Below are 22,533 nucleotides of genomic sequence, written 5' to 3' on the forward strand. Positions count from 1 at the left end.
GCCTGTAGTCGAATTATATCATTAGGGATACACATGGGATGCATAGCCTGCTCTTCTGCAACACCTGTACGATTCGAAGCCTCCTCCGTTACTTCGCTGCACTCATGTTGCGAGACCACTGTATGGGGAAACACACCGTGTGAGACTCGAGGCCCTTCATGAGCGGAAATCGACCTCCAATACGAGGCCTCGATTTTGCCGAAGACGGAAAAACTTAGGTTAAAGGAAGCTTCCATGGAGGAACATCAATGGTAGGGAGATCTTGGTGATCGTCCAATGTCAAGCTGACGTCAATCCAGTCGTAAAATGCAGGTGTGGCAAGCATACCCATTGAGCCTTTTGGAGCACTTGGCTGCATATCACCATTGTTTCGATATGCGTCCGCACGGGACGAAAGAGCACGCGAATCAGGAAATTTACGCCAAATTTCATCAAGAGTCTCTTCGTTAAGTCGCTCTTTGGTCTTGCTTATAAGCTTCCAAAAGTCCTCTTCGTTCTGAGGACGTTTTTTTGACCTGCCAGCCGATGCTTTTATCGATTTACCCGGCGAAGCCGGTAGTTTTTTTATTAAATTACTTTGTGTGACTTCCCAATTAATAGTCTCAATGATTGGTATGTAGGCGACAAGTTGTAATGGGGACGGCATTGTTTGAGGACGAGGCCTGCCCTCCATCATATTGTGTGGATCAATATCTGCTATTACTAAAGCTTGGTCCTGTGCACTTAGGGCATCATCTCTATTATTATAGTAGATGCCTTTAGACCAGCCATGATAGGGTGTTATCTTGGACAGATAGCCCAGCGCTGTTTCTTCTGTCTTCCAGCTTCCTCGACCGATGAAGCAGCTGCCACCAACGAGCTTCTTTCCATCAATACTGTTGCAAAACACAGTAGTTGTCCCGCCGGCTAAGAAACATCCCTGTCCTGCAAACCAATAGTCCGCAGACCTCGAAGTAGCGGCAGGAACAGCTAGGATAGATCGTCGACCCGTTTTTCCATCTCCGGTTATTGACAGTCTTGCAGATAATACTTTGATGTCGTTCATGACTTCGTCTCCATCCGCTGATCTCCCAAACCTACTCCACATGGCTTTTAAATCTTCGCTCATATGTAGGTAGTTTGCTGGGCTAGAGACCAGAAACGCTTCTGAACATATTAGTTCCATAAAGTGTTTTAGGGGGAGTTCAGATTCTGTAAATAAATGACTTATTACATCAGCTGTGGGTTCAAAGCCGGTAGCTTTTTCGAGCTCTGTTGCTAATTCATTAAGGTTGAATAGTGGTTTTAAGGGGTGAGATGATGGTCGGAAGAACTCATCTAGGGCAATTGAGCGGTATTTCTTATTTCGTGCAAAGTCGAGGACGTGGCCGCGATCCAGCGCGTCGAAATGTTTGTGTTCGCCGAGATTCCTCTTTTGTAGCGAAGCGGTATAAATATTGGAGATTTTGGGGGGTAGAGGCCAAAGAAGAGTCAGTGTGGCAGATAAATAATCTTTATCTGAGGTGTTGCATGTATTCATGTAAGTTCCGGCGAGAACAGAAACGCTCTTTTTCTGAATGTAAGATTTTATCCATTCAATAGTATCTCTCCGGACTGAATATTCAGGCAGCACCAATAGATCCACGCCAAAGTTCTGGCATGCATCTATAGCTCTGCTAATAATCCTCCTCCGGCGATGTTCTGCCCAACTTGGTAGTGATTCAAATGCTGTCCATAAGTGTGCTGTGTTATGTTTTTCAGTCGCTCTTAGCAGTCGCTCATATACGGAGTCCACATCACTTCTCAAACTTGTAGTGATCGCTTCGATTGTTTTGGTGCAAAACGGCCACTGGCTAGGGCAAGCTTCTATTAATGGATGTTGATAGGTCAAGTCAAAGTCAGCTTGCAACAGCGCGATTCTAACTAGCCCTTGTGGTTTGCACTTTTCTCCACGCCTTGTCCACTGTTCAGATTGTTGTTTGCGAAAAGCGTTCGCATCGCGACTATATTCTGCGTTTTTAGATAAGTGAGAAGCGGTTCCTTCACTGGAAAAAGGTGCCAGGCTCTCTACAGAGGAGAGTGATTCTTCATCTGAGATATCTGGCTGAGTGCTTGCGACTTGTTCATCTATGGAAGATGCGTCGTTATTGCTTACGTTGGCCGCTGGCAAAGCTGCTGGTAGCCCTAATGTACCTTCGTGATGTTTTGGAATTTCCGAGTTTTGTTCTTCGGCTATAGGCTCACCTTCAGTTTGCAATAAAGACTGAGGGTTCGGCTTAGAAATTGCTATAGAGGCAAACGGTTCACCCAGCGCTGATACCGATAAAAGTTTTCCACTCGCTTTGTCGAAAACCTCGGTCCACACTCTAAGAAATTGATCGTTATGAGATATCTCTTCGATGTGCTTCGTCAACCTAGGAAATTGAGTAATCATCCAAGGCGTAACGTCGCGAACCCCATTCCTTGAGTCAGTAAAGCGTTTGTTTTGCGGGTTATATCCATATGATTTTTCAATTACCAAAATCGGCTCGAAGCCGAGGTGGTTATCGATCATACCAATCAGGGCCGCAACGGATTCCAATAGCTCTAAATTAAGGAGGTTTAGGCTTTCGCTGCTCAATAACTCAAAAGGCCACTCTAAGAGTGTTTCATTTTCAATATCGGTGTTTTCGATTTGGGCCAGGGTTTTTGCTATTGAGCTTAGGCTATCATATATGGCTAAAGGCACACCGCCGGAAGAACCTATAACTATCCTATGGGCCAAATGCTGCACTAGGAGTCGGCATTGTTCGATCAGTGGGATACGTTTGTTTACTTGTGAGCTTTTTTTATTGGTGATTATGTCGTTGATTTTCTGTTCTGTTGCCCTTGGGATATTCCAGTCGTCAGGGAAATCGAAATTAACGTTACGTTCGTATGAACCATGACTTCTGAGAGAGGCGATCAAGCCATCAAATGCTGTTGCAATACCAGTACAAATTATACCTGCGCGCAAGGCTTTCCAGGCCGGGAAATCAGTAATGGGTGAGTCGTGCGTTACGGAGAATAAGCGCTTTGCAAAGCAAAGTTGGCCAGCCAAGTCTCTCCGAGTTGAGCTCGGACTAAGATCAGAAGTTGAAAGAGCTTCTCCTACAGAAAGTGGAAGACGGTTTAGAACTTTGTTTGTAAGTGAAATTAGAAAACCAGAAGCATGATCGTTTTCAAATTGGTCGCGAAGAGCTAGATACATCCCAGCGGATTCAGATTCAGCAGTCAGGACATAGAGCAGTTGATCGGATTGTCCGCTGTCAGCTTTTTCTTCCGGAAAAGTTTCTAACAAACGGAGAGCTCGGACTATCGTCGCTGGCAGTGAGTTACCTTCGCTACGTCTTTTACCAATTTTTGAGTCAGCGTAAGCGCCACGAAGCTTGCGTAATTGCGACCGCAGTACGTATCTAGCAGGATTGGCTAGAGCGGCCTCGTCCAAAGAGATATCAGCGTCAACGCTACTGAATTTTGTAAAGTCATCGTGAAGTCCGAGGTAGTCTGAGATAGCTACTCCTACCCTCCAGAGATTAGCTTCATAAATCGGAACTTCAGCCGTTCTTAGGGCTCTCCCACCATCTCTAACGAAAACACTGCTCCCCAACTGATCTCTCGATACACCCTCGGCGACTAGGTAGTAGAAATTCGATTCCACATCAGTGGCAATATACGGCCAAGCAGGAACTAATTCCTTGTTCTCATGGTTCTCTGAATACGTTATGACGATTTGGGCCATTGCCCTATATATTTTTGCAGCTAGCTTAAGTGTTTCTGCTGATACATAAGTATTAGCAGGTGCGACGAATTCTCTAAGTCGAATTTGCTCCTCTTTTGATAGATTGGCTTTAAGGCGAGTTAGAGATGTAGCGATAGTCTCAGGGGTCCAGGTGGGCCGTAATTCTCTTATGGATTCGCCATTCTCGGAGCCAAGAAAGGTTGGCATTTGTTCCACTTTAGAGAAGTCCAGTGCCTCAAATTCTTGAATGTTTACGATGCCGTCTTTTTCAGTTTTACCTAAACAGGAAAACAGACGTGATGTAATGATTCCCGGAAGGGGCGGAAGTATGACTCGGTTTAGGGAATCTTTGGATTGCGATCCCCAGATTAGATTGCTCCTTCGACTCAAACATACAGGTAACTGATCCTTTGCAACGATACTTGCCAAAGTTTGTAATGCGATTTTTTCGGCGGAAGGGCTCTCATTTCTTAGCTGATCAGGTTGGTGATCTTCCGAAGGCAGCAAAGCTGAGAAAACGTCTGCTGCAAAACCTGACATAGTTCCATTTCGTTTATGGTTCGCTGTTTGAGCCAAAAAGGGAGTCAATGGGTCTTGGTCTGAATGGTCCGCGTTCACAAGGAGGCTAACCGCTTCATGCATCCATTCGAATGGTTTCCACTCTTGCACCAGTTTATAACGTTCTGCTTCAAGCATTGATGTTGAGTGAGGATGCACGCCAATTAGTCGCATCGCCTTCCATTTTATCAATGATAGGCGAACAGTTAATTGATGTTTTGGACCTTGGGCGAAGTCTAGTACGTAGGAGTCGAATCCTTTGCTTAGTATTAATTCTGCAAGCCAGGCAATTCGTTTGCGTCTCACGGAGTTTTCGTCTGCGGACAATTCGGGAATATCGCGTGATTGCTTGTCTAAGAGATGTTCAAGTCCCTCAAGTGCAAATAGAATTGGCGATTCCCATTCGTTTTCGGCTGGATAAAGGCTCCACGGAGCATCCAGCACACACTCATTCCAGTCGTCTAAATATTGCTTAAGAAGCTCAGTAGTTTCCTTATTTCCTAGATGCTCCACTGCGATAGCGTACCAAATTAATCTGGCGGCTTTGGGCAGTTCCGATGCACGAAGATCAGGTGCTTGGAATGCTGTTTTTACAGTTTTAAAAAGGGTTGACTTAGATGCCTTGTAGAGCTCTACGTTGTGGAGTAACTGTAGAGCTGATTGACGATCGGTCGCCGGAGCAACAGACCAAAAGTCCCAGCCAGATTCTCCATCTCCTATTAATGGAGGCTCCCAAGCGGGACCGTACGCGGCTAAAGCTCTACCTTGATTTATATACGTCGAAAAGTCTTCGGCGCTCATAGCGGGTATTTCGTCTGCCTTAGCTAACAGTGTTAACTCAAGCTTGCGAGCGCATTGATCAATTGCTTCTCTCATTTCAGCTAGCGTTATCGGATCATCAGCAAGAAGTACGATATCATCAACATATCGGGCATAGCCAACACGCTTTTTGTTGGTGTTGGTACGCATCATGAAGCGATGGGCTACTTCATCAACAGGAAATAATGCAATTGATCCGATCCAAGCTGATAAAACTGGGCCCTGTGGAATGCCCATAGAAGGGTCCGTACTATCTTCGGTTCCAGTATCCGGTTTTAAATAATTTACACCAAAAAGATGTTCGTCAAGGCGATTTAGAATTGTACTTGCTTTCGTAGCGGCGTCAGGATTTAAGATGTCAAAATTTAATAGTTCTGCGAATTCTGGAGTATTACCTGTCACTGATGCTACAGCGCTTTGAAGAGGAGCGAGTAATCGATCACGCACGACATATCGCCTAAGCCTATCGTAGTAGCGCTTAACATCAAGCCGGATCGAGTGTACGGTCCCAATTTCTTGAGCCTGATCTGTCAAGGAAGCCATAAACTCACGCCAGCATTCAGCATAAGGTCTGTACATTCCTTGATCTGTGGCGGGTTGGCGCCCCTCAAGAACATCCATGTCAATTTGGTAAGCAAAACTAAGTGTTGGCGTTGTTAATACTGTCCTAGTTCCATCTCCTTTGATGTCGAATCCCGTGGTTATAGTTTTTCGAGTCTCCCGGTAGTAACGTACTGCAGGGATCGAATAGCTAAATCCTGAACCGGTATAGGTATTCTGGTCCCATCTTTCGGTGAGTATTTCGTTTAGTAGGTATTGCTGGATTACCAAGTCTTCGGGGCGAGGCATTATTTTAAGTCTATGTTCGTTCCCGCCGAAAGACCTAGGCACCCAAACTGCGTTATAAGCGCTTATGGGGGCGCTGGCTTGACTGCTATCTAATCTGTCAGCGAGTAGCGTGTTGAAGGCAGTCGCTGCAATATCCAAGCGCTCCCATCGAGGTTCATCACACGGAAGTTCTCCTCGTCTGGATCCCATATATGCGAGAATTCGAGAGTGGTTAAGCCGAGCGCCAGCGTTATTCAAAAACTCTTCACTATGAGTTTTGTGGTTTTTTACCCGAGGCTCATCTATAAAATCAATCCACTCATTGAGAGCTGTGGTATTAAAGCTTGTTGGCCAAATTGAGATAGAGCTTTTAAATGTTTCTATTGTCTGAGAACCAATCGCTTTCTCTATATGGTTGAGTGCTTGATTAAAAGCCCGGAATCGTCTAGCTCTTGGCGCGGACGACCATGTGTCTTTGTCAAGTAACTCATCGGCAGTTGTGCCGAAAGCGTAAGCCAGAATTGCTAATGCCGGTGCATATGTCGAATCACTGAGACCTTGGCGGATTGATTCGACGTCATAGCACTGAAGGTAATCATCGGGGTCTTTCGTACTGTCCGGATCACCTCCCATACTTGCGATATGTGAGTCCGACGGCCAAAGGAACTCACACTCAAGAGCGGCATTCATTAGTTTAAGACAGGCGTCCGCTGCTCCTCGTAAACCTGCTTCATCCCTGTCAAAGCTTAAAGCAATAGTCAAAGTTGTATCTTTTGGCAGGCTGTCTCTCAACGATGCTAGTAAGACTATTTGCTGCTCACTGATTGAACTGCCCATAATGGCGACGGATGTAAGTCCGAACTGCTCAAAGCGAAGGGAGTCAAAAAAACCCTCGCAGATATAAATAGTGACGTTTTTACTGCCTTTTTTTGCTTCCCCTCTAATAGCCTTGAAGGCAGTATCGGCGCGATACAATATGGAGGACTTTGGAAACTCTCTAGTCAACTGATATTTCGGTATCGTTGATCTTGAGGTTTTGTTGGCAGCCCTGCCGGCTAATCCAACTAATTGACCTTTCTCATCATTTATAGGTAGGATAATTCGATCTTCGATGAAAAAATCGCTGTATCTGTTGAGTGAATCTATTCTGGAATTTAGTTGTAGGTGCGTATTGGTACTCACGCCAGGTACTACTTTGCGGATCAGAAGTGCATCTTCTAGGTCGCCAGTGTACTCTCGCCTGATAGAGCGGTCTTTTTGGCTTTCTAATGTTCGAGACAGAATGTTGCGTGGTGCATAGGTAAGTCCTGCTTTTTTTGCAAGTTCGAAGTCAATTTTGCGTTGGTCTAGCCAAGACTTTAATTTGGCGGTGTCGGATTCTTTTTTGTATAAGTTGTAGCCAAACTGTAGGGCGGGAAAAGAGGCGGCGGGGATTGAATTTTTGTGGGCTGTGTTCTTGTTGATGTTTCGATTCGCAGAGATATTGCTAGAGGGACTTAACCATTCAACTGCATCTTTAAATCCAAGCCCAAGCTTTTTCTTGACGAGATCAATGGTGTCACCATGTTCGCCGCAGGAAAAGCAATGATAGTGTTGTTGACCATTATTTTTGTTTGTATCAATGAGTAGTGATGGATTTTTGTCATCGTGAAAGGGGCAAAGTGTTCGGAATTGATTGTTTCCGGTTTTTTTTAATGTCATGCCTAGGCGGGTGGCAATATCTTCAATTGAAATATCGTTTAGTAGTTTTTGGTAGTCAATCCTAGGCACTTAATTGCTCCCTATTTTGAAATTTGATAATGATAGATATTCTTATCTTTTTTAAAGTTGTTATTCTTTTCTGTGCCCCGGCAAATATTTTTCCCTGTAAAAGGAGGTTTGCTGATTCGATAGTAGCGATATCTCTCCAATAAACCAATCTAGCTGATTTTTATGAGCCTAACGGCTAGGACCTCCATAAAAAGACGGACATCCCTGTAGTTTTTTCCGCTAGAGGAAAGCTGCGAGTCTGATAACACGTGTAGGGGCGGCCCCTAGGGAGGACCCATGATTCCAGGCTTCGCCCAGCTGGCCTGAAGTCGCTTACTAGGTCAGAGCGGATGATCTGGATCACGAGCGAGCCAAAAAAGACGCGCAACTCCGTGGCGGTGGCGCGTACTCCTCCGCTGAGGGCCACCGCTTGGCATGGGGCACGGGGGCTTTCAGATAGCTGTAAATTGGGTGTTCCGCGTGTTCCATGTGTTCCATCTACGCTGGAAGCACCGGTTTACAAGGGTTTCGCTGGTGGAACACCAAAAATGAAAAACCGGAACACAAGCTAAGTGGTACACGTTTGGTGTTCCGCCTAGGGGCTCCGGTTTTGGAATATCACCGCTTCAGCGGTGATAGGTACGGGTCAGGCTACTAGCAACTCCTCGATAGAAATTGCCTGTGCCATTTCAAGGATTTTGCGATGGGTGATGTGTCTGGGACCCATTGGGGCCTGCAAAGGGACGTTGAGATCCTCCAAGTTGCTATAGCGACGCCCGAGCGCTTTCTTGTGGCGGTGAACTGCGTGGCGACTTTGGCAGAGTCTTGCGCCGCCTTGTACAAGCGTTCTGCCCAGAGTAGGCGTGCAGCGTTCAGCTGATCTTGGCGATAATCCGCTAGTCGCTGCTTCGCGTCTGAGATCGCAACATCCAATTTCTCGATCTCGGGCGTTAACGTAGCCAGAAGCGTATTGAGTCCACGTTTATCTTAAGCGGCTTGTGTCATTGCTTCCGATGCTAGCTTGAGAGCCTTTTCGGCACGCTCTTCGGCTGCGTCGTCACCGTCGGCCAATGCTGTTGCGTATGCGTCGGCAGCAAAGTCGTTCAGCGGTTTGAGCTTTTTCGATTTCGCCGTGTTGCTCCCGTTGTGCTTTCTTAAGCTTGGAGGAGATTTTCGGGAAAAGAGACGAGTTTATTTTCCTTCAGGACGGAATACTGATACGGAAAAAGGGGTGGTACATGACGATAGATGATTTACAACGGTTGTCCGCGTCTCAGAGCGAACTGGTTCTTCCCTACCCGCATGCGATGAACGCTTTGGAGCTTCTTGAGGCCGCAGGGGTATCGTTGTTGGGATGGGAAGGTTGGCTACGCTACCCGGACGGCAGGTTAGGACATTCGCTCTTGCATCAAGGCGCCGACACTTCGGGGCTCGATCCGTCAGAGGCATACCGGATGGCCAGAAATACCATTTGTCTTTCGCAAAAGGAACACGAATCCCAGGCCTCAATGGCCGGTGTTCACTTGCTGTTCTGTATTACCGTAAAAGCTGAGTGATCGCCGCAGATTATCTAGCCGCTGAACAGTTGAGAATTCCCCTGTCTTGGATGAAGCAGGGGTGTCAGTTCCTGACGAAGCCCGTCCGTCAAACGCTATTCACTGAATATCTTTCAGATAACCCGTCAGCGCGATGAGTGGGGCATCAAGCTGTTCCATCGTCTCCACTGTGCTGAACTCTGACGCCAACCGATGCAGCTCACGGCCAAGAACTGTATTAGCGCCCCCAACCGACTCCAGCGCCAAATCCAGGCACCGCTCCACCTTCACCTGAATTCCTCGAACATCCCCCTTACGCACCAACAACCCAAAAACCTCCCGATCACACCCGCCCATCAACGGATCATCCCGCAAAATCGGGCTGTGGCCTTCCGTCTCATAAGCCAGTTTGAGCGAGTAAAGAGCGACCGTTTCCAGCAGCAATTCCATGGGGTGAAATCCTTAGTGACTGGGTGGGGAGGGTGGGGTGGAGCTGGGTTGATGGGTTATGCCTTTGCAGTGGCAGATCGGAGCATCGGTGGGGGCGGTGATATTTTTGTGAGCGCTTTGCGCTCAAGCGGGAGCAAGCTCCCTCGCCACGGGTTTTTCCCCCCACCACCGGTTCTTCTCTACCACTGGCTCTTCCTCACCATGAGGTTGGGTATTCTGGGGCCGCTTTGCGGCCCAGCGGGGATAAATCCCCTCGCCACAAAGGGGAGCGGTGATTTATCCATCCACCACAAAAGCGGGTGGGGGATTGGTTGGGATCTGCGTTAGCCGCGGAAAACCACTTTCCTGCAGGCGAAAAAAAAGACCTTGAATTTCAAGGTCTTTCTTTAAGATGGTGCCCCGAGGGAGACTCGAACTCCCACTCCTTTCGAAAACGGATTTTGAATCCGCCGCGTCTACCAATTCCGCCATCAGGGCTCAATGGCGGCGAAGTATAGAGAGGTGCCTACCGTTGGTCAATCACGTTTCATGGTGAATTTTTGATAATTCCGCTAGACTTTCCGGCCCTGCTAGACGAACCCCATCATGCGTGTTGCTGACTTTACCTTCGAACTCCCTGATTCGCTGATCGCTCGCCACCCTCTGGCCGAGCGTCGCGCCAGTCGACTGTTGACCCTGGACGGGGTCAGCGGTGCCATGGCTCACCGTCAATTCACTGATTTGCTTGAGCATTTGCGCCCGGGCGATTTGATGGTGTTCAACAATACCCGGGTGATTCCGGCGCGGTTGTTTGGCCAGAAAGCCTCCGGTGGCAAGCTGGAGATTCTGGTGGAGCGGGTGCTGGACAGTCATCGGGTGCTGGCCCATGTGCGGTCGAGCAAGTCGCCCAAGCCGGGTTCGTCGATTTTGATCGACGGCGGCGGTGAGGCGGTGATGGTGGCGCGGCATGATGCGTTGTTCGAGCTGGAATTTGCCGAAGAGGTGTTGCCGCTGCTCGACCGTGTCGGCCACATGCCGTTGCCTCCTTATATAGACCGCCCGGACGAAGGTTCGGACCGCGAGCGTTATCAGACCGTGTACGCCGAGCGCTTGGGGGCGGTGGCGGCGCCGACGGCGGGGCTGCATTTTGATCAGCCGTTGCTGGAGGCGATTGCCGCCAAAGGCGTGGAGACGGCGTTCGTGACGCTGCACGTCGGCGCCGGCACGTTTCAGCCGGTGCGGGTCGAGCGTATCGAAGACCACCACATGCACAATGAATGGCTCGAAGTGAGCCAGGAAGTGGTCGATGCCGTGGCGGCCTGTCGTGCGCGCGGTGGGCGGGTGGTGGCGGTGGGGACCACTAGCGTGCGGTCGCTGGAAAGCGCGGCGCGCGATGGCGTGCTCAAGCCGTTCAGTGGCGACACCGACATCTTTATCTACCCGGGCCGGCCGTTTCATGTGGTCGATGCCCTGGTCACCAATTTTCATTTGCCCGAATCCACGCTGTTGATGCTGGTTTCGGCGTTCGCCGGTTATCCCGAAGCCATGGTCGCCTACAAGGCCGCCGTCGAGCATGGATACCGCTTTTTCAGCTACGGTGATGCGATGTTCATCACCCGTAACCCCGCGCCACGCGGACCCGAGGAAACAGTATGAGTCGCACCTGTCGCATGTCCTTCGAGTTGCTTGCTACCGATGGCAAGGCTCGTCGCGGTCGTCTGACCTTCCCCCGCGGTACGGTGGAAACCCCCGCGTTCATGCCGGTGGGCACGTACGGCACGGTCAAGGGCATGCTGCCACGGGATATTGTGGCCACGGGCGCGGAGATCATTCTGGGCAACACCTTCCACCTGTGGCTGCGCCCGGGCATGGAGGTGATCAAGGCCCACGGTGACTTGCACGATTTCATGCAATGGAAAGGCCCGATTCTGACCGACTCCGGCGGTTTCCAGGTGTTCAGCCTGGGCGCGATGCGCAAGATCAAGGAGGAGGGCGTGACCTTCGCTTCTCCGGTGGATGGCGCCAAGGTGTTCATGGGGCCGGAAGAGTCGATGCAGGTCCAGCGTGACCTGGGCTCGGACATCGTGATGATCTTCGACGAATGCACGCCGTACCCGGCCGATGAAGACGTGGCGCGGGTGTCCATGGAGCTGTCGTTGCGTTGGGCCCAGCGCTCCAAGAACGCCCATGGCGAGAACACGGCGGCGCTGTTCGGCATCGTCCAGGGCGGCATGCACCAGGATTTGCGCATGCGCTCGCTCGAAGGCCTCGACAAGATCGGCTTCGACGGCCTGGCCATCGGCGGTCTGTCGGTGGGCGAACCCAAGCATGAAATGATCAAGGTGCTCGATTACCTGCCGGGCCAGATGCCGGCTGACAAACCTCGTTACCTTATGGGCGTTGGCAAACCGGAAGATCTGGTTGAGGGTGTGCGCCGCGGTGTGGACATGTTCGATTGCGTGATGCCAACCCGTAATGCCCGCAATGGGCATCTGTTCATTGATACAGGCGTGCTGAAGATCCGTAACGCGTTCCATCGCCATGATGAATCGCCGCTGGATCCGACCTGCGATTGCTACACCTGCCAGAACTTCTCCCGTGCTTATCTGCACCATTTGGACAAGTGCGGCGAAATGCTGGGTAGCATGTTGAATACCATCCACAATTTGCGCCATTACCAGGTGCTTATGGCTGGTTTGCGCGAGGCTATTCAACAGGGTACATTGGCCGCCTTTGTCGATGCCTTCTATGCCAAGCGCGGGTTGCCTGTTCCGCCCTTGGACTGAGTTTTCCGATCCTAAGATTCAATACTTGCAACTGGAGTGCTAAATGAGCTTTTTTATCTCTAATGCCATGGCTGATGCCGCTGCCCCTGCAGCAGCGCCAATGGGTGGCGGTTTCGAGTGGATTTTCCTGGTTGGCTTTCTGGTCATCTTCTACCTGATGATCTGGCGTCCACAGGCCAAGCGTGCCAAAGAGCAGAAGAACCTGCTCAGCAGCCTGCAAAAGGGCGATGAAGTGGTCACCACCGGCGGCATCGCTGGCAAGATCACCAAAGTGGCCGATGACTTCGTGGTACTGGAAGTGTCCGACACCGTTGAAATGAAATTCCAGAAGGGCGCCATCGCGGCCACGCTGCCAAAAGGCACGCTGAAAGCGATCTAAGTAACAACTTCTATTCAATCGACGGGGCGCGCAAGGCGCCCCGCGTCATAAGCGGGCGGCGTGATGCTGAACAAATACCCTCTGTGGAAATATTTACTGATCCTGGCGGTGCTGGCGGTCGGTCTGATTTATTCCGCTCCCAATCTTTATCCTGATGACCCGGCCATTCAGGTCAGTGGCGCAAGCACTGCCTTGCAGGTCACTCAGGCCGATCTGGACCGTGCGAGCGCTGCGCTCAAGGCGTCCGGTATCGACGTGAAGGCCGCGACCGTTGCCGAAGGCGGCAAGGGCGGTTTGTTGCGTCTGCTCAAGGCTGAAGACCAGCTGCCGGCCAAGGACGTGGTGCGCAAGGCCCTCGGTGACGACTATGTCGTGGCCCTGAACCTGGCCCAGACCACCCCGCAATGGCTGCGCAACCTCGGCGCGCATCCGATGAAGCTGGGTCTGGACTTGTCCGGTGGTGTGCACTTCCTGCTGGAAGTGGACATGGACAAGGCGCTGGATGCACGCTTGAAAGTCTACGAAGGCGACGTCAAGAGCCTGTTGCGTAAAGAGCGTCTGCGCTATCGCAGCCTGCCGCAGCTCGACGGTGCCATTCAGCTGGGTTTCACTGACGAAGATGTACGCGAGAAGGCCCGTGCGCTGATCCGCAAGAACTTCAACGATTTCGACATTGTGCCAGCCGACCTCAATGGTCAGCCGGTGCTGCGTCTGGCGATGACCCCGGCCAAGCTGGCGGAAATCCGCGAATACTCCATCAAGCAGAACTTGACCACGGTGCGTAACCGGGTCAACGAGCTGGGTGTGGCCGAGCCGATCGTGCAGCGCCAGGGCGCCAACCGCATCGTGGTTGAGCTGCCGGGCGTGCAGGACACTGCCGAAGCCAAGCGTATCCTCGGCAAGACCGCCAACCTGGAATTCCGTCTCGCGGCCGAACCGGGTGCTTCCCGCGCTACCACCGAGAGCTTCGAGTTCCGTGAAGGCGGTCGTCCGGCGGCGCAGATCGAGCGCGGCCTGATCATCACCGGTGACCAGGTGACCGACGCCCAGGCGGGCTTCGACGAGCAGGGTCGCCCACAGGTGAACATTCGCCTGGACGGCCACGGCGGCGAACTGATGAGCCGCGCCACGCGCAGCAACGTCGGTCGCAGCATGGCGGTGATCTTCATCGAGCAGAAGCCGACCACCACTTACACCAAGCAAGTGGTCAACGGCGTCGAGAAAGACGTACCGGTCCAGACGTTCAAGGAAGAGAAAAAGATCATCAGCTTGGCGACCATCCAGTCGCCGCTGGGCAGTCAGTTCCGCATCACCGGCCTCAATGGCCAGGGTGAATCCTCGGAACTGGCCCTGCTGCTGCGTGCCGGTGGTCTGGCTGCGCCGATGTACTTCGCTGAAGAGCGCACCATTGGCCCGAGCCTGGGTGCCGACAACATTGCCAAGGGTGTCGATGCGTCGCTGTGGGGCATGCTGTTTGTCTCGCTGTTCATCATCGCCATCTACCGCTTCTTCGGCCTGATCGCCACGGTTGCGCTGGCGGTGAACATGGTGCTGCTGCTGGCGCTGATGTCGCTGCTGGGGGCTACGCTGACCCTGCCGGGTATTGCCGGTATCGTGTTGACCATGGGTATGGCGGTGGACGCCAACGTGCTGATCTTCTCGCGGATTCGTGAAGAGATCGCCGCGGGCATGTCGGTCCAGCGGGCAATCAACGAAGGCTTCGGCCGGGCATTTACTGCGATTATCGATGCCAACCTGACCACCTTGCTGGTGGGCGGGATTCTCTTCGCCATGGGCACCGGTCCGGTGAAGGGCTTCGCAGTGACCATGTCCCTCGGGATCTTTACCTCGATGTTCACAGCCATTCTGGTGACCCGTGCAATGGTCAACCTGATTTATGGTGGCCGTGACTTCAAGAAGTTGTGGATTTAAGGGGCTGCCATGTTACGTACAATCAACTTCATGGGCGTTCGCAACGTTGCGTTCGGCGTCACTGTATTGCTGACCTTGCTGGCGTTGTTCAGCTGGTTCAGCAAGGGCCTGAACTACGGCCTGGATTTCACCGGCGGTACGCTGATCGAGCTGACCTACGAGCGTCCGGCCGATGTCACCAAGGTGCGCGAGCAACTGATGACCTCGGGTTACACCGACGCTGTGGTGCAGAGCTTTGGCGCGACCACCGACCTGCTGGTGCGGATGCCGGGTGAAGACCCGCAACTGGGTCAGCAAGTGGCCGAGGCCTTGCAGAAGGCTGGTGGCGACAACCCGGCGCAGGTCAAGCGTGTCGAGTATGTCGGCCCGCAAGTGGGTGAAGAGCTGCGCGACCAGGGCGGCCTCGGCATGCTGATGGCGCTGGGCGGGATCCTGCTGTACCTGGCTTTCCGCTTTCAGTGGAAGTTCGCGGTGGGCGCGATTGTCTCGCTGATCCACGACGTGATCGTGACCGTGGGCATCCTGTCGTTCTTCCAGGTCACCTTCGATTTGACGGTGTTGGCGGCGGTGCTGGCGATCATCGGTTACTCGCTCAACGACACCATCGTGGTGTTCGACCGGGTGCGTGAAAACTTCCGTGTGCTGCGCAAGGCGACGCTGATCGAGAACATCAACATCTCGACCACCCAGACCCTGCTGCGGACCATGGCGACGTCGGTCTCCACGTTGCTGGCGATCGGCGCGCTGCTGATTTTCGGTGGCGACAACCTGTTCGGCTTCTCCATTGCGCTGTTCATTGGTGTATTGGCGGGTACTTACTCGTCGATCTACATCGCCAACGTGGTGCTGATCTGGCTGAACCTGAGCACCGAGGATCTGATTCCTCCGGTGGCCACAGATACGGAAGTGGACGACCGACCGTAAGGTTTGGTCTCCGCCCGTCACGGCCTGAAAGGCGCGAGTTGAACTCGCGCCTTTTTTTGTGCTCCAAGGCTGGGAGAAGCGCGGATAAATCCGCATGTGATGGTCAGGAGGTTCAAGTGAACAAATCGATGCTGGTTGGTGCGGTATTGGGTGCTGTCGGTGTGACTGCCGGTGGTGCGGTAGCCACCTACAGCTTGGTCAAAAGCGGCCCTGAGTATGCGCAAGTATTGGCCGTGGACCCGGTTAAAACACAAATCAAGACCCCCCGTGAAGTGTGCAAGGACGTCACCGTGACCCGGCAGAAGCCGGTCCAGGATCAACACCAGATCGCCGGTACCGTATTGGGCGCAGTGGCCGGTGGCCTGTTGGGTAACCAGATCGGCGGCGGCACCGGCAAGAAAATCGCCACCGTGGCGGGTGCGGCCGGCGGCGGTTATGCCGGTAACAAGATTCAGGAAGGCATGCAGGAGCGCGACACCTACACCACCACCCAAACTCGCTGCAACACGGTCAACGACATCAGCGACAAGGTTGTAGGTTATGACGTTCGCTACATGCTCGATGGCAAGGAAGGCAAAGTCCGCATGGACCGCGACCCGGGCAACCAGATCCCGGTGAACAAGGAAGGCCAACTGATCCTGGGTCAGAACGAACCGGCTCAGTGATCCAGCGGTTATGAAGAAGCACCCTTCGGGGTGCTTTTTTATGCCCGCATTCTATGGCCCACCCCAAATTCCCTGTGGGAGCGAGCCTGCTCGCGATAGCGGTGGTTCAGCTTGCATCCATTGATCGTTCCCACGCTCTGCGTGGGAATGCCGCCAGGGACGCTCCGCGTTCCGCTTCTAGAGGTGACGCAGAGCGTCACCGGATGCATTCCCACGCAGAGCGTGGGAACGATCAGTGAGTGGTGTGAGGCAGGCATAAAAAAAGCACCCCGAAAGGTGCTTTTTCTGTAGCCGAGCTGCTTAGCGCTTCAACGAAGCCGGCAGGTGCGGCTGGATGGCCGTCAGCACAGCCTTGAAGCATTTGGTGTTGCCGGCAACGATGTGGCCTTTTTCAAGGAAGTCATGGCCGCCGGTGAAGTCGCTCACCAAACCACCGGCTTCCTGGATCAGCAGGGCGCCTGCTGCCATGTCCCACTCGGACAGGCCCGACTCCCAGAATGCATCGAAACGACCGGCGGCGACATATGCCAGGTCCAGGCTCGCGGCGCCAGCGCGGCGGATGCCGGCGGTCTGGCCGACCAGGGCGCGGAACATGCCCAGGTAGTTGTCCAGGTTGTCCATCTGGTCATCGCGGAACGGGAAGCCGGTACCCAGCAGGGCGCCGTCCAGGCTGGTGCGACCGCTGACGCGCAGGCGACGACCGTTCAACTGGGCGCCACGGCCACGGCTGGCGGTGAATTCTTCCTGGCGAACCGGGTCCAGCACGACGGCGTGTTCCAGGCGACCACGGTATTTGCAGGCGATGCTGACAGCGAAATGAGGGATGCCGCGCAGGAAGTTGGTGGTGCCGTCCAGCGGATCGATGATCCACAGGTACTCTTCACCTTCGATGCCGGTGCCGGCGTGCATGCCGGTCTCTTCACCCAGGATCGAGTGGTTCGGGTAAGCCTTGCGCAGTGCGTCGACGATTTTCTGTTCGGCGGCGCGATCAACCTCGGACACGTAGTTCTTGGCGTCTTTTTCATCGACCTTGATGGTATCCAGGCGCTCGATGGAGCGGAAGATCAGTTCACTGGCGCTGCGGGCGGCGCGCAGCGCGATATTCAGCATGGGCTGCATGGATGTGTCACCTAAGGTTGTTAAAGAAAGCCGCGCATTCTATCAGAAAGTTTTCCCAGGAGAAGGTTGGTGTTCGCTTTCATAGCTTAACGGTAGGTGCTTAGGTAAGATTTGCTCCCTTTATCGTGTTCGAGAGCGCCTCCCTTGTTGCAGAACATTCGTGTCGTCCTGGTCAATACCAGCCATCCGGGAAATATCGGCGGGGCTGCGCGGGCCATGAAGAACATGGGCCTGTCGCGGCTGGTGCTGGTCGAGCCACGCTCGTTTCCCCATCACGAAGCCGATGCCCGGGCTTCCGGTGCCGGTGACATCCTGGCAGCCGCCCAAGTGGTCGCCACCCTGGAAGACGCCTTGGTGGGCTGCAACCTGGTGCTCGGCACCAGCGCCCGTGACCGCCGTATCCCCTGGCCGCTGCTCGACCCCCGCGAATGCGGAACCAAAGTGGTCGAGGAAGCCGGGCAGGGCGCTGAGATCGCCCTCGTGTTTGGCCGTGAAGATTCCGGCCTGACCAACGAAGAGCTGCAGCGATGTCACTTTCACGTGCATATCCCTTCCGACCCACAGTTCAGTTCCCTGAACCTCGGGGCGGCGGTGCAGGTGTTGAGTTATGAAGTGCGCATGGCCTGGCTGGCAGCCGAAGGCAAGCCCAGCAAGGTGGAAAAATTCGAGGCCACGTCGCCGCGCAGTGAGACACTGGCGACCATGGACGAGCTGGAGCGGCTCTATGAGCACCTGGAACAGACCCTGGTGGACATCGAGTTTCTTGACCCGGACAAGCCCCGGCACTTGATGGCGCGCCTGCGTCGGTTGTACGGACGAAGCTCGGTCAGCCGGGCGGAGATGAATATATTGCGCGGCATCCTCACGGAAACCCAGAAAGCGGCCCGTGGCGAGCTGATTAAGCGGAAGGAATAAAGATGTTCGATCGTTTGCGTGAAGATATCCAAAGCGTTTTCCATCGTGACCCGGCGGCGCGCAATGCCTTTGAAGTGCTGACCTGCTACCCGGGCATGCACGCCATCTGGATCCATCGCCTGTCGAGTGCCTTGTGGGGCATGGGCTGGAAGTGGTTGGCTCGAGTTGTCTCCAACTTCGGACGCTGGCTGACCGGAATCGAGATCCACCCGGGCGCCAAGGTCGGTCGCCGGTTCTTCATCGACCACGGCATGGGCATTGTCATTGGTGAAACCGCCGAGATCGGCGATGACGTGACGCTCTACCAGGGCGTGACCCTCGGCGGCACCAGCTGGAACAAAGGCAAGCGCCACCCGACGCTGGAAGACGGCGTGGTGGTTGGCGCCGGCGCCAAGGTGCTCGGGCCGTTCACGGTGGGGGCGGGGGCGAAAGTCGGCTCCAATGCGGTGGTGACCAAGGCTGTGCCGGCCGGTGCAACCGTGGTGGGCATTCCGGGGCGGATCATCGTCAAGACCGATGACGAGCAGGACGCCCGCCGCAAGGCCATGGCCGAGAAGATCGGCTTCGATGCCTACGGTGTTGGCGAAGACATGCCCGACCCGGTCGCCCGTGCCATCAATCAACTGCTCGATCACCTGCAGGCCGTCGATGGGCGCCTGGAGGGGATGTGCGGCGCCCTGAAGGACCTGGGCAGTAATTACTGCGCCAAGGACCTGCCTGAACTGCGCGAGGAAGATTTTGCGTGTGTGAAGGATAAGGATGAGAGTCAGGCCAGCTGAGACCCTGCTGGCCTCATCGCGAGCAAGCTCGCTCCCACAGGGGATTTGCAATGGCCACAAAATCGAAGGCCGCCGCAGATCCAATGTGGGAGCGAGCTTGCTCGCGATGAACGATAACGCGGTATCACTGGTCGCCACTGGCCAGCCTTTGCTATGATGCGCGCGCTCTTTTGCGGGTAAACCTGAGTAAAGCACTAGGTCTTATACTTGACTTAAATACTCGGGAATTGCATACTCGCCCCATTCCGAACTCCGTGGTAATTGTCCATGCGACTGACTACAAAAGGCCGATACGCCGTGACCGCGATGCTGGATTTGGCATTGCATGCGCAGCACGGGCCGGTGTCCCTGGCCGATATCTCCGAGCGCCAGGGCATTTCCCTGTCTTACCTTGAACAGCTGTTCGCCAAGCTGCGCCGCAGTAACCTGGTTTCCAGTGTGCGCGGCCCCGGCGGCGGTTATCAGCTGTCACGCGACATGCAGGGCATCCAGGTTGCCCAGGTGATCGACGCGGTGAACGAATCGGTCGATGCGACCAAATGCCAGGGCCTTGGCGACTGCCATGGCGGCGATACTTGCCTGACCCACCACTTGTGGTGTGACTTGAGCCTGCAGATCCACGAATTTCTTAGCGGTATCAGCTTGGCTGACCTTGTAACTCGTCGTGAGGTGCAGGAAGTAGCCCAGCGTCAGGACCAGCGTCGTTGCAATGGCAAGACGCCGCACCTGGACAAGATTGAAGCGTCCGCCGTCGAATGACCGCCGCAGAGCAAGCGGAACGCCAGCCAGCCTGATTTAGGAGAAAGTCCATGAAATTGCCGATTTACCTTGATTACTCTGCGACCACCCCGGTTGATCCGCGTGTCGCGCAAAAGATGAGTGAATGCCTGCTGGTCGACGGAAACTTCGGTAACCCGGCGTCCCGCTCCCACGTGTTCGGCTGGAAAGCTGAAGAGTCGGTCGAAAACGCCCGTCGCCAGGTCGCTGACCTGGTCAATGCCGACCCGCGTGAAATCGTCTGGACCTCTGGTGCTACTGAGTCCGACAACCTGGCAATCAAGGGTGTCGCGCACTTCTATCACACCAAGGGCAAGCACCTGATCACCTCCAAGATCGAGCACAAGGCTGTCCTGGACACCATGCGCCAACTGGAGCGTGAAGGCTTCGAAGTCACCTACATCGAGCCAGGTGAAGACGGCATCATCACCCCGGCCATGGTGGAAGCCGCACTGCGCGACGACACCATCCTGGTTTCGATCATGCATGTGAACAACGAAATCGGCACCGTCAACGACATCGAGGCCATCGGCGAGCTGACCCGCTCCAAGGGCGTCCTGTTCCACGTCGACGCGGCTCAGTCCACCGGCAAGGTCGACATCGACCTGTCGAAGCTCAAAGTCGACCTGATGTCGTTCTCTGCCCACAAGACCTACGGCCCTAAAGGCATCGGCGCGCTGTACGTGAGCCGCAAGCCGCGTGTTCGCCTCGAAGCGACCATGCACGGCGGCGGTCACGAGCGTGGCATGCGTTCCGGCACCCTGGCGACCCACCAGATCGTCGGCATGGGCGAAGCCTTCCGTGTGGCCAAGGAAGACATGGCCGCCGAGAACGTACGCATCAAGGCCCTGAGCGACCGCTTCTTCAAGCAGGTCGAGCACCTCGAGGAGCTTTACGTCAACGGCAGCATGATCGCCCGCGTACCGCACAACCTGAACCTGAGCTTCAACTACGTTGAAGGCGAGTCGCTGATCATGGCGCTCAAGGATCTGGCCGTGTCGTCCGGTTCGGCATGCACCTCGGCGTCCCTCGAGCCTTCGTACGTACTGCGCGCCCTGGGCCGCAACGACGAACTGGCCCACAGCTCGATCCGCTTCACCTTCGGCCGCTTCACCACCGAAGAAGAAATCGATTACGCCGCGCAGAAAGTCTGCGAGGCCGTTACCAAGCTGCGCGCTCTTTCGCCGCTGTGGGACATGTACAAAGACGGCGTCGACATCTCGAAAATCGAGTGGGCGGCGCACTGAAGAAGTCGCCACCAGAGCGGCTCACTGATGAGGATTGAAGCAAATGGCATATAGCGAAAAGGTCATCGACCACTACGAAAACCCGCGCAACGTCGGCAAGATGGACGCGCAGGATCCTGATGTTGGCACCGGCATGGTCGGCGCCCCAGCGTGCGGCGACGTCATGCGTCTGCAGATCAAGGTCAACGAGCAAGGCATCATCGAAGACGCCAAGTTCAAGACCTACGGCTGCGGTTCGGCCATTGCGTCCAGCTCCCTGGCCACCGAGTGGATGAAGGGCAAGACCCTTGATGAGGCTGAAACCATCAAGAACACTCAGCTGGCCGAAGAACTGGCTCTGCCGCCAGTGAAGATCCACTGCTCGGTACTCGCCGAGGACGCCATCAAGGCTGCCGTTCGCGATTACAAGCAGAAGAAAGGCTTGATCTGATCCGCGCACAGGTAAGGAGTTTTCATGGCTATCCAGATGACAGAAGCGGCAGCTAAGCATGTGCAGCGCTCTCTTGAGGGGCGCGGCAAGGGCGAGGGTATCCGCCTGGGTGTTCGCACCACGGGCTGCTCTGGTCTTGCCTACGTGCTCGAATTCGTCGACGAAGTGGGCGAAGACGATCAGGTGTTCGAGAGTCATGGTCAGAAAGTGATCATCGACCCGAAAAGCCTGACGTACCTGGACGGCACTGAGCTGGATTTCGTCAAGGAAGGGTTGAACGAAGGCTTCAAGTTCAACAACCCCAACGTGCGCGGTGAATGTGGCTGCGGCGAAAGCTTCAACATCTGAGGCGGCTTGTGGGTACTCCTTGTCATTTTGCTTTGTTCCAGTTGCAGCCGGGCTTTTCCCTGGATCTCGAGCAGTTGTCCGCTCGTTATCTGGAGCTGGCCCGCGGTGTCCATCCCGACCGCTTCGCTGATGCCTCGGAGGCAGAGCAGCGGCGCGCGCTGGAACAGTCGGCGAACCTCAACGACGCTTACCAGACGCTCAAGAACCCGGCCAAGCGCGCGCGTTATCTGCTGGCCATCAGCGGTCATGAGTTGCCTCTGGAAGTCACCGTGCATGATCCCGAGTTTCTGTTGCAGCAGATGCAGTGGCGCGAAGAACTCGAAGATCTGCAGGACAGCGCCGATCTGGCCGGTGTCGCGGTGTTCAAGCGCCGCTTGAAGGACGCCCAGCACACCTTGAATGAAAGCTTCGCAGCCTGTTGGGACGATGCCGCGCAACGCGAACAGGCCGAACGCCTGATGCGGCGCATGCAGTTCCTCGACAAGCTCACCTACGAAGTGCGCCAGCTCGAAGAGCGCCTCGACGATTAACCCAGTGCCGCTCCGGTCGCACGCCTGATTACAGATAAGTCCTGA

17 protein-coding genes and 1 tRNA gene are annotated in these 22,533 nt (G+C 54.3%); 14 read left to right on the top strand and 4 right to left on the bottom strand.

Translation table 11 applies throughout. The features are described from left to right. Window positions 1-214: 214 nt before the first annotated feature. Window positions 215-7,714, bottom strand: a complete 7,500-nt coding sequence (locus GKKCFE_RS03440) for a CHC2 zinc finger domain-containing protein (RefSeq protein ID WP_445577483.1) — start codon at window positions 7,712-7,714, stop codon at window positions 215-217. 1,217 nt (window positions 7,715-8,931) lie between these two features. Between GKKCFE_RS03440 and GKKCFE_RS03445 the strand changes: the two genes are divergently transcribed. Continuing rightward, window positions 8,932-9,249 carry a hypothetical protein gene (locus GKKCFE_RS03445; RefSeq protein ID WP_445577484.1) on the top strand — a complete coding sequence of 106 codons (318 nt, stop codon included), beginning with the start codon at window positions 8,932-8,934 and terminating at the stop codon, window positions 9,247-9,249. 99 nt (window positions 9,250-9,348) lie between these two features. Here GKKCFE_RS03445 and GKKCFE_RS03450 read toward each other — a convergent pair whose 3' ends face one another. Together GKKCFE_RS03450 and GKKCFE_RS03455 are read right to left on the bottom strand one after the other, a co-directional pair. Then, the gene (locus GKKCFE_RS03450; protein ID WP_445577485.1) at window positions 9,349-9,678 is read right to left on the bottom strand and encodes a hypothetical protein; all 330 of its coding nucleotides are present in this window, start codon (window positions 9,676-9,678) and stop codon (window positions 9,349-9,351) included. 392 nt (window positions 9,679-10,070) lie between these two features. Beyond that, window positions 10,071-10,155, bottom strand: a tRNA-Leu gene (locus tag GKKCFE_RS03455). Window positions 10,156-10,263: 108 nt separating this feature from the next. On the opposite strand from GKKCFE_RS03455, the gene queA reads away from it, so the two are divergent. The 6 genes from queA (at window position 10,264) to GKKCFE_RS03485 (ending at window position 16,343) form a co-directional block, all read left to right on the top strand. After that, window positions 10,264-11,313 carry a tRNA preQ1(34) S-adenosylmethionine ribosyltransferase-isomerase QueA gene (gene queA / locus GKKCFE_RS03460; RefSeq protein ID WP_445577486.1) on the top strand — a complete coding sequence of 350 codons (1,050 nt, stop codon included), beginning with the start codon at window positions 10,264-10,266 and terminating at the stop codon, window positions 11,311-11,313. 14 nt (window positions 11,314-11,327) lie between these two features. Then, complete coding sequence (gene tgt, locus GKKCFE_RS03465) at window positions 11,328-12,443, top strand: tRNA guanosine(34) transglycosylase Tgt (RefSeq protein ID WP_160891620.1); 1,116 nt, start codon at window positions 11,328-11,330, stop codon at window positions 12,441-12,443. A gap of 43 nt (window positions 12,444-12,486) precedes the next feature. Continuing rightward, window positions 12,487-12,822: a preprotein translocase subunit YajC gene (gene yajC, locus GKKCFE_RS03470; protein ID WP_007956696.1), complete on the top strand. Its 336-nt coding sequence runs from the start codon at window positions 12,487-12,489 to the stop codon at window positions 12,820-12,822. A 63-nt stretch (window positions 12,823-12,885) separates the two neighbouring features. Next, window positions 12,886-14,754 (top strand): protein translocase subunit SecD, encoded by a 1,869-nt coding sequence (secD, locus tag GKKCFE_RS03475; RefSeq protein ID WP_274090879.1) that lies wholly within the window; start codon window positions 12,886-12,888, stop codon window positions 14,752-14,754. 9 nt (window positions 14,755-14,763) lie between these two features. After that, the gene (gene secF / locus GKKCFE_RS03480; protein ID WP_339489907.1) at window positions 14,764-15,678 is read left to right on the top strand and encodes a protein translocase subunit SecF; all 915 of its coding nucleotides are present in this window, start codon (window positions 14,764-14,766) and stop codon (window positions 15,676-15,678) included. Window positions 15,679-15,794: 116 nt separating this feature from the next. Continuing rightward, complete coding sequence (locus GKKCFE_RS03485) at window positions 15,795-16,343, top strand: glycine zipper 2TM domain-containing protein (RefSeq protein ID WP_047227466.1); 549 nt, start codon at window positions 15,795-15,797, stop codon at window positions 16,341-16,343. 300 nt (window positions 16,344-16,643) lie between these two features. Here the strand turns inward: GKKCFE_RS03485 and suhB are convergent, their stop codons facing one another. Beyond that, window positions 16,644-17,462, bottom strand: a complete 819-nt coding sequence (suhB, locus tag GKKCFE_RS03490) for a type III secretion system regulator SuhB (RefSeq protein WP_445577487.1) — start codon at window positions 17,460-17,462, stop codon at window positions 16,644-16,646. A 144-nt stretch (window positions 17,463-17,606) separates the two neighbouring features. Here suhB and trmJ point away from each other — a divergent pair, with 144 nt between their 5' ends. The 7 genes from trmJ to hscB all read left to right on the top strand — a co-directional run bounded on the left by trmJ (window position 17,607) and on the right by hscB (window position 22,488). Continuing rightward, on the top strand, window positions 17,607-18,377 hold the full coding sequence (trmJ, locus tag GKKCFE_RS03495) for a tRNA (cytosine(32)/uridine(32)-2'-O)-methyltransferase TrmJ (RefSeq protein ID WP_047227467.1): 771 nt from the start codon (window positions 17,607-17,609) through the stop codon (window positions 18,375-18,377). A gap of 2 nt (window positions 18,378-18,379) precedes the next feature. Beyond that, window positions 18,380-19,156: a serine O-acetyltransferase gene (gene cysE / locus GKKCFE_RS03500; RefSeq protein WP_139051097.1), complete on the top strand. Its 777-nt coding sequence runs from the start codon at window positions 18,380-18,382 to the stop codon at window positions 19,154-19,156. A 267-nt stretch (window positions 19,157-19,423) separates the two neighbouring features. Continuing rightward, on the top strand, window positions 19,424-19,915 hold the full coding sequence (iscR, locus tag GKKCFE_RS03505; RefSeq protein WP_047227469.1) for a Fe-S cluster assembly transcriptional regulator IscR: 492 nt from the start codon (window positions 19,424-19,426) through the stop codon (window positions 19,913-19,915). Window positions 19,916-19,965: 50 nt separating this feature from the next. Continuing rightward, window positions 19,966-21,180: an IscS subfamily cysteine desulfurase gene (locus GKKCFE_RS03510; RefSeq protein WP_047227470.1), complete on the top strand. Its 1,215-nt coding sequence runs from the start codon at window positions 19,966-19,968 to the stop codon at window positions 21,178-21,180. A 43-nt stretch (window positions 21,181-21,223) separates the two neighbouring features. After that, on the top strand, window positions 21,224-21,610 hold the full coding sequence (gene iscU / locus GKKCFE_RS03515; protein ID WP_003185157.1) for a Fe-S cluster assembly scaffold IscU: 387 nt from the start codon (window positions 21,224-21,226) through the stop codon (window positions 21,608-21,610). Between the two features lie 24 nt (window positions 21,611-21,634). Further along, the gene (gene iscA / locus GKKCFE_RS03520; protein ID WP_047227471.1) at window positions 21,635-21,958 is read left to right on the top strand and encodes an iron-sulfur cluster assembly protein IscA; all 324 of its coding nucleotides are present in this window, start codon (window positions 21,635-21,637) and stop codon (window positions 21,956-21,958) included. Between the two features lie 8 nt (window positions 21,959-21,966). Then, window positions 21,967-22,488, top strand: a complete 522-nt coding sequence (gene hscB / locus GKKCFE_RS03525) for a co-chaperone HscB (RefSeq protein ID WP_047227472.1) — start codon at window positions 21,967-21,969, stop codon at window positions 22,486-22,488. Window positions 22,489-22,533: the final 45 nt, after the last annotated feature.

This window comes from Pseudomonas sp. E141, assembly GCF_052659885.1.

Bases quoted from the DNA above. Each gene is read 5' to 3' on its own strand.
- GKKCFE_RS03445 (WP_445577484.1), top strand. From the start codon at position 8,932: ATGACGATAGATGATTTACAACGGTTGTCCGCGTCTCAGAGCGAACTG.
- GKKCFE_RS03450 (WP_445577485.1), bottom strand. From the start codon at position 9,678: ATGGAATTGCTGCTGGAAACGGTCGCTCTTTACTCGCTCAAACTGGCT.
- yajC (WP_007956696.1), top strand. From the start codon at position 12,487: ATGAGCTTTTTTATCTCTAATGCCATGGCTGATGCCGCTGCCCCTGCA.
- secD (WP_274090879.1), top strand. From the start codon at position 12,886: ATGCTGAACAAATACCCTCTGTGGAAATATTTACTGATCCTGGCGGTG.
- queA (WP_445577486.1), top strand. From the start codon at position 10,264: ATGCGTGTTGCTGACTTTACCTTCGAACTCCCTGATTCGCTGATCGCT.
- iscA (WP_047227471.1), top strand. From the start codon at position 21,635: ATGGCTATCCAGATGACAGAAGCGGCAGCTAAGCATGTGCAGCGCTCT.
- suhB (WP_445577487.1), bottom strand. From the start codon at position 17,462: ATGCAGCCCATGCTGAATATCGCGCTGCGCGCCGCCCGCAGCGCCAGT.
- cysE (WP_139051097.1), top strand. From the start codon at position 18,380: ATGTTCGATCGTTTGCGTGAAGATATCCAAAGCGTTTTCCATCGTGAC.
- GKKCFE_RS03510 (WP_047227470.1), top strand. From the start codon at position 19,966: ATGAAATTGCCGATTTACCTTGATTACTCTGCGACCACCCCGGTTGAT.
- iscU (WP_003185157.1), top strand. From the start codon at position 21,224: ATGGCATATAGCGAAAAGGTCATCGACCACTACGAAAACCCGCGCAAC.
- iscR (WP_047227469.1), top strand. From the start codon at position 19,424: ATGCGACTGACTACAAAAGGCCGATACGCCGTGACCGCGATGCTGGAT.
- tgt (WP_160891620.1), top strand. From the start codon at position 11,328: ATGTCCTTCGAGTTGCTTGCTACCGATGGCAAGGCTCGTCGCGGTCGT.
- secF (WP_339489907.1), top strand. From the start codon at position 14,764: ATGTTACGTACAATCAACTTCATGGGCGTTCGCAACGTTGCGTTCGGC.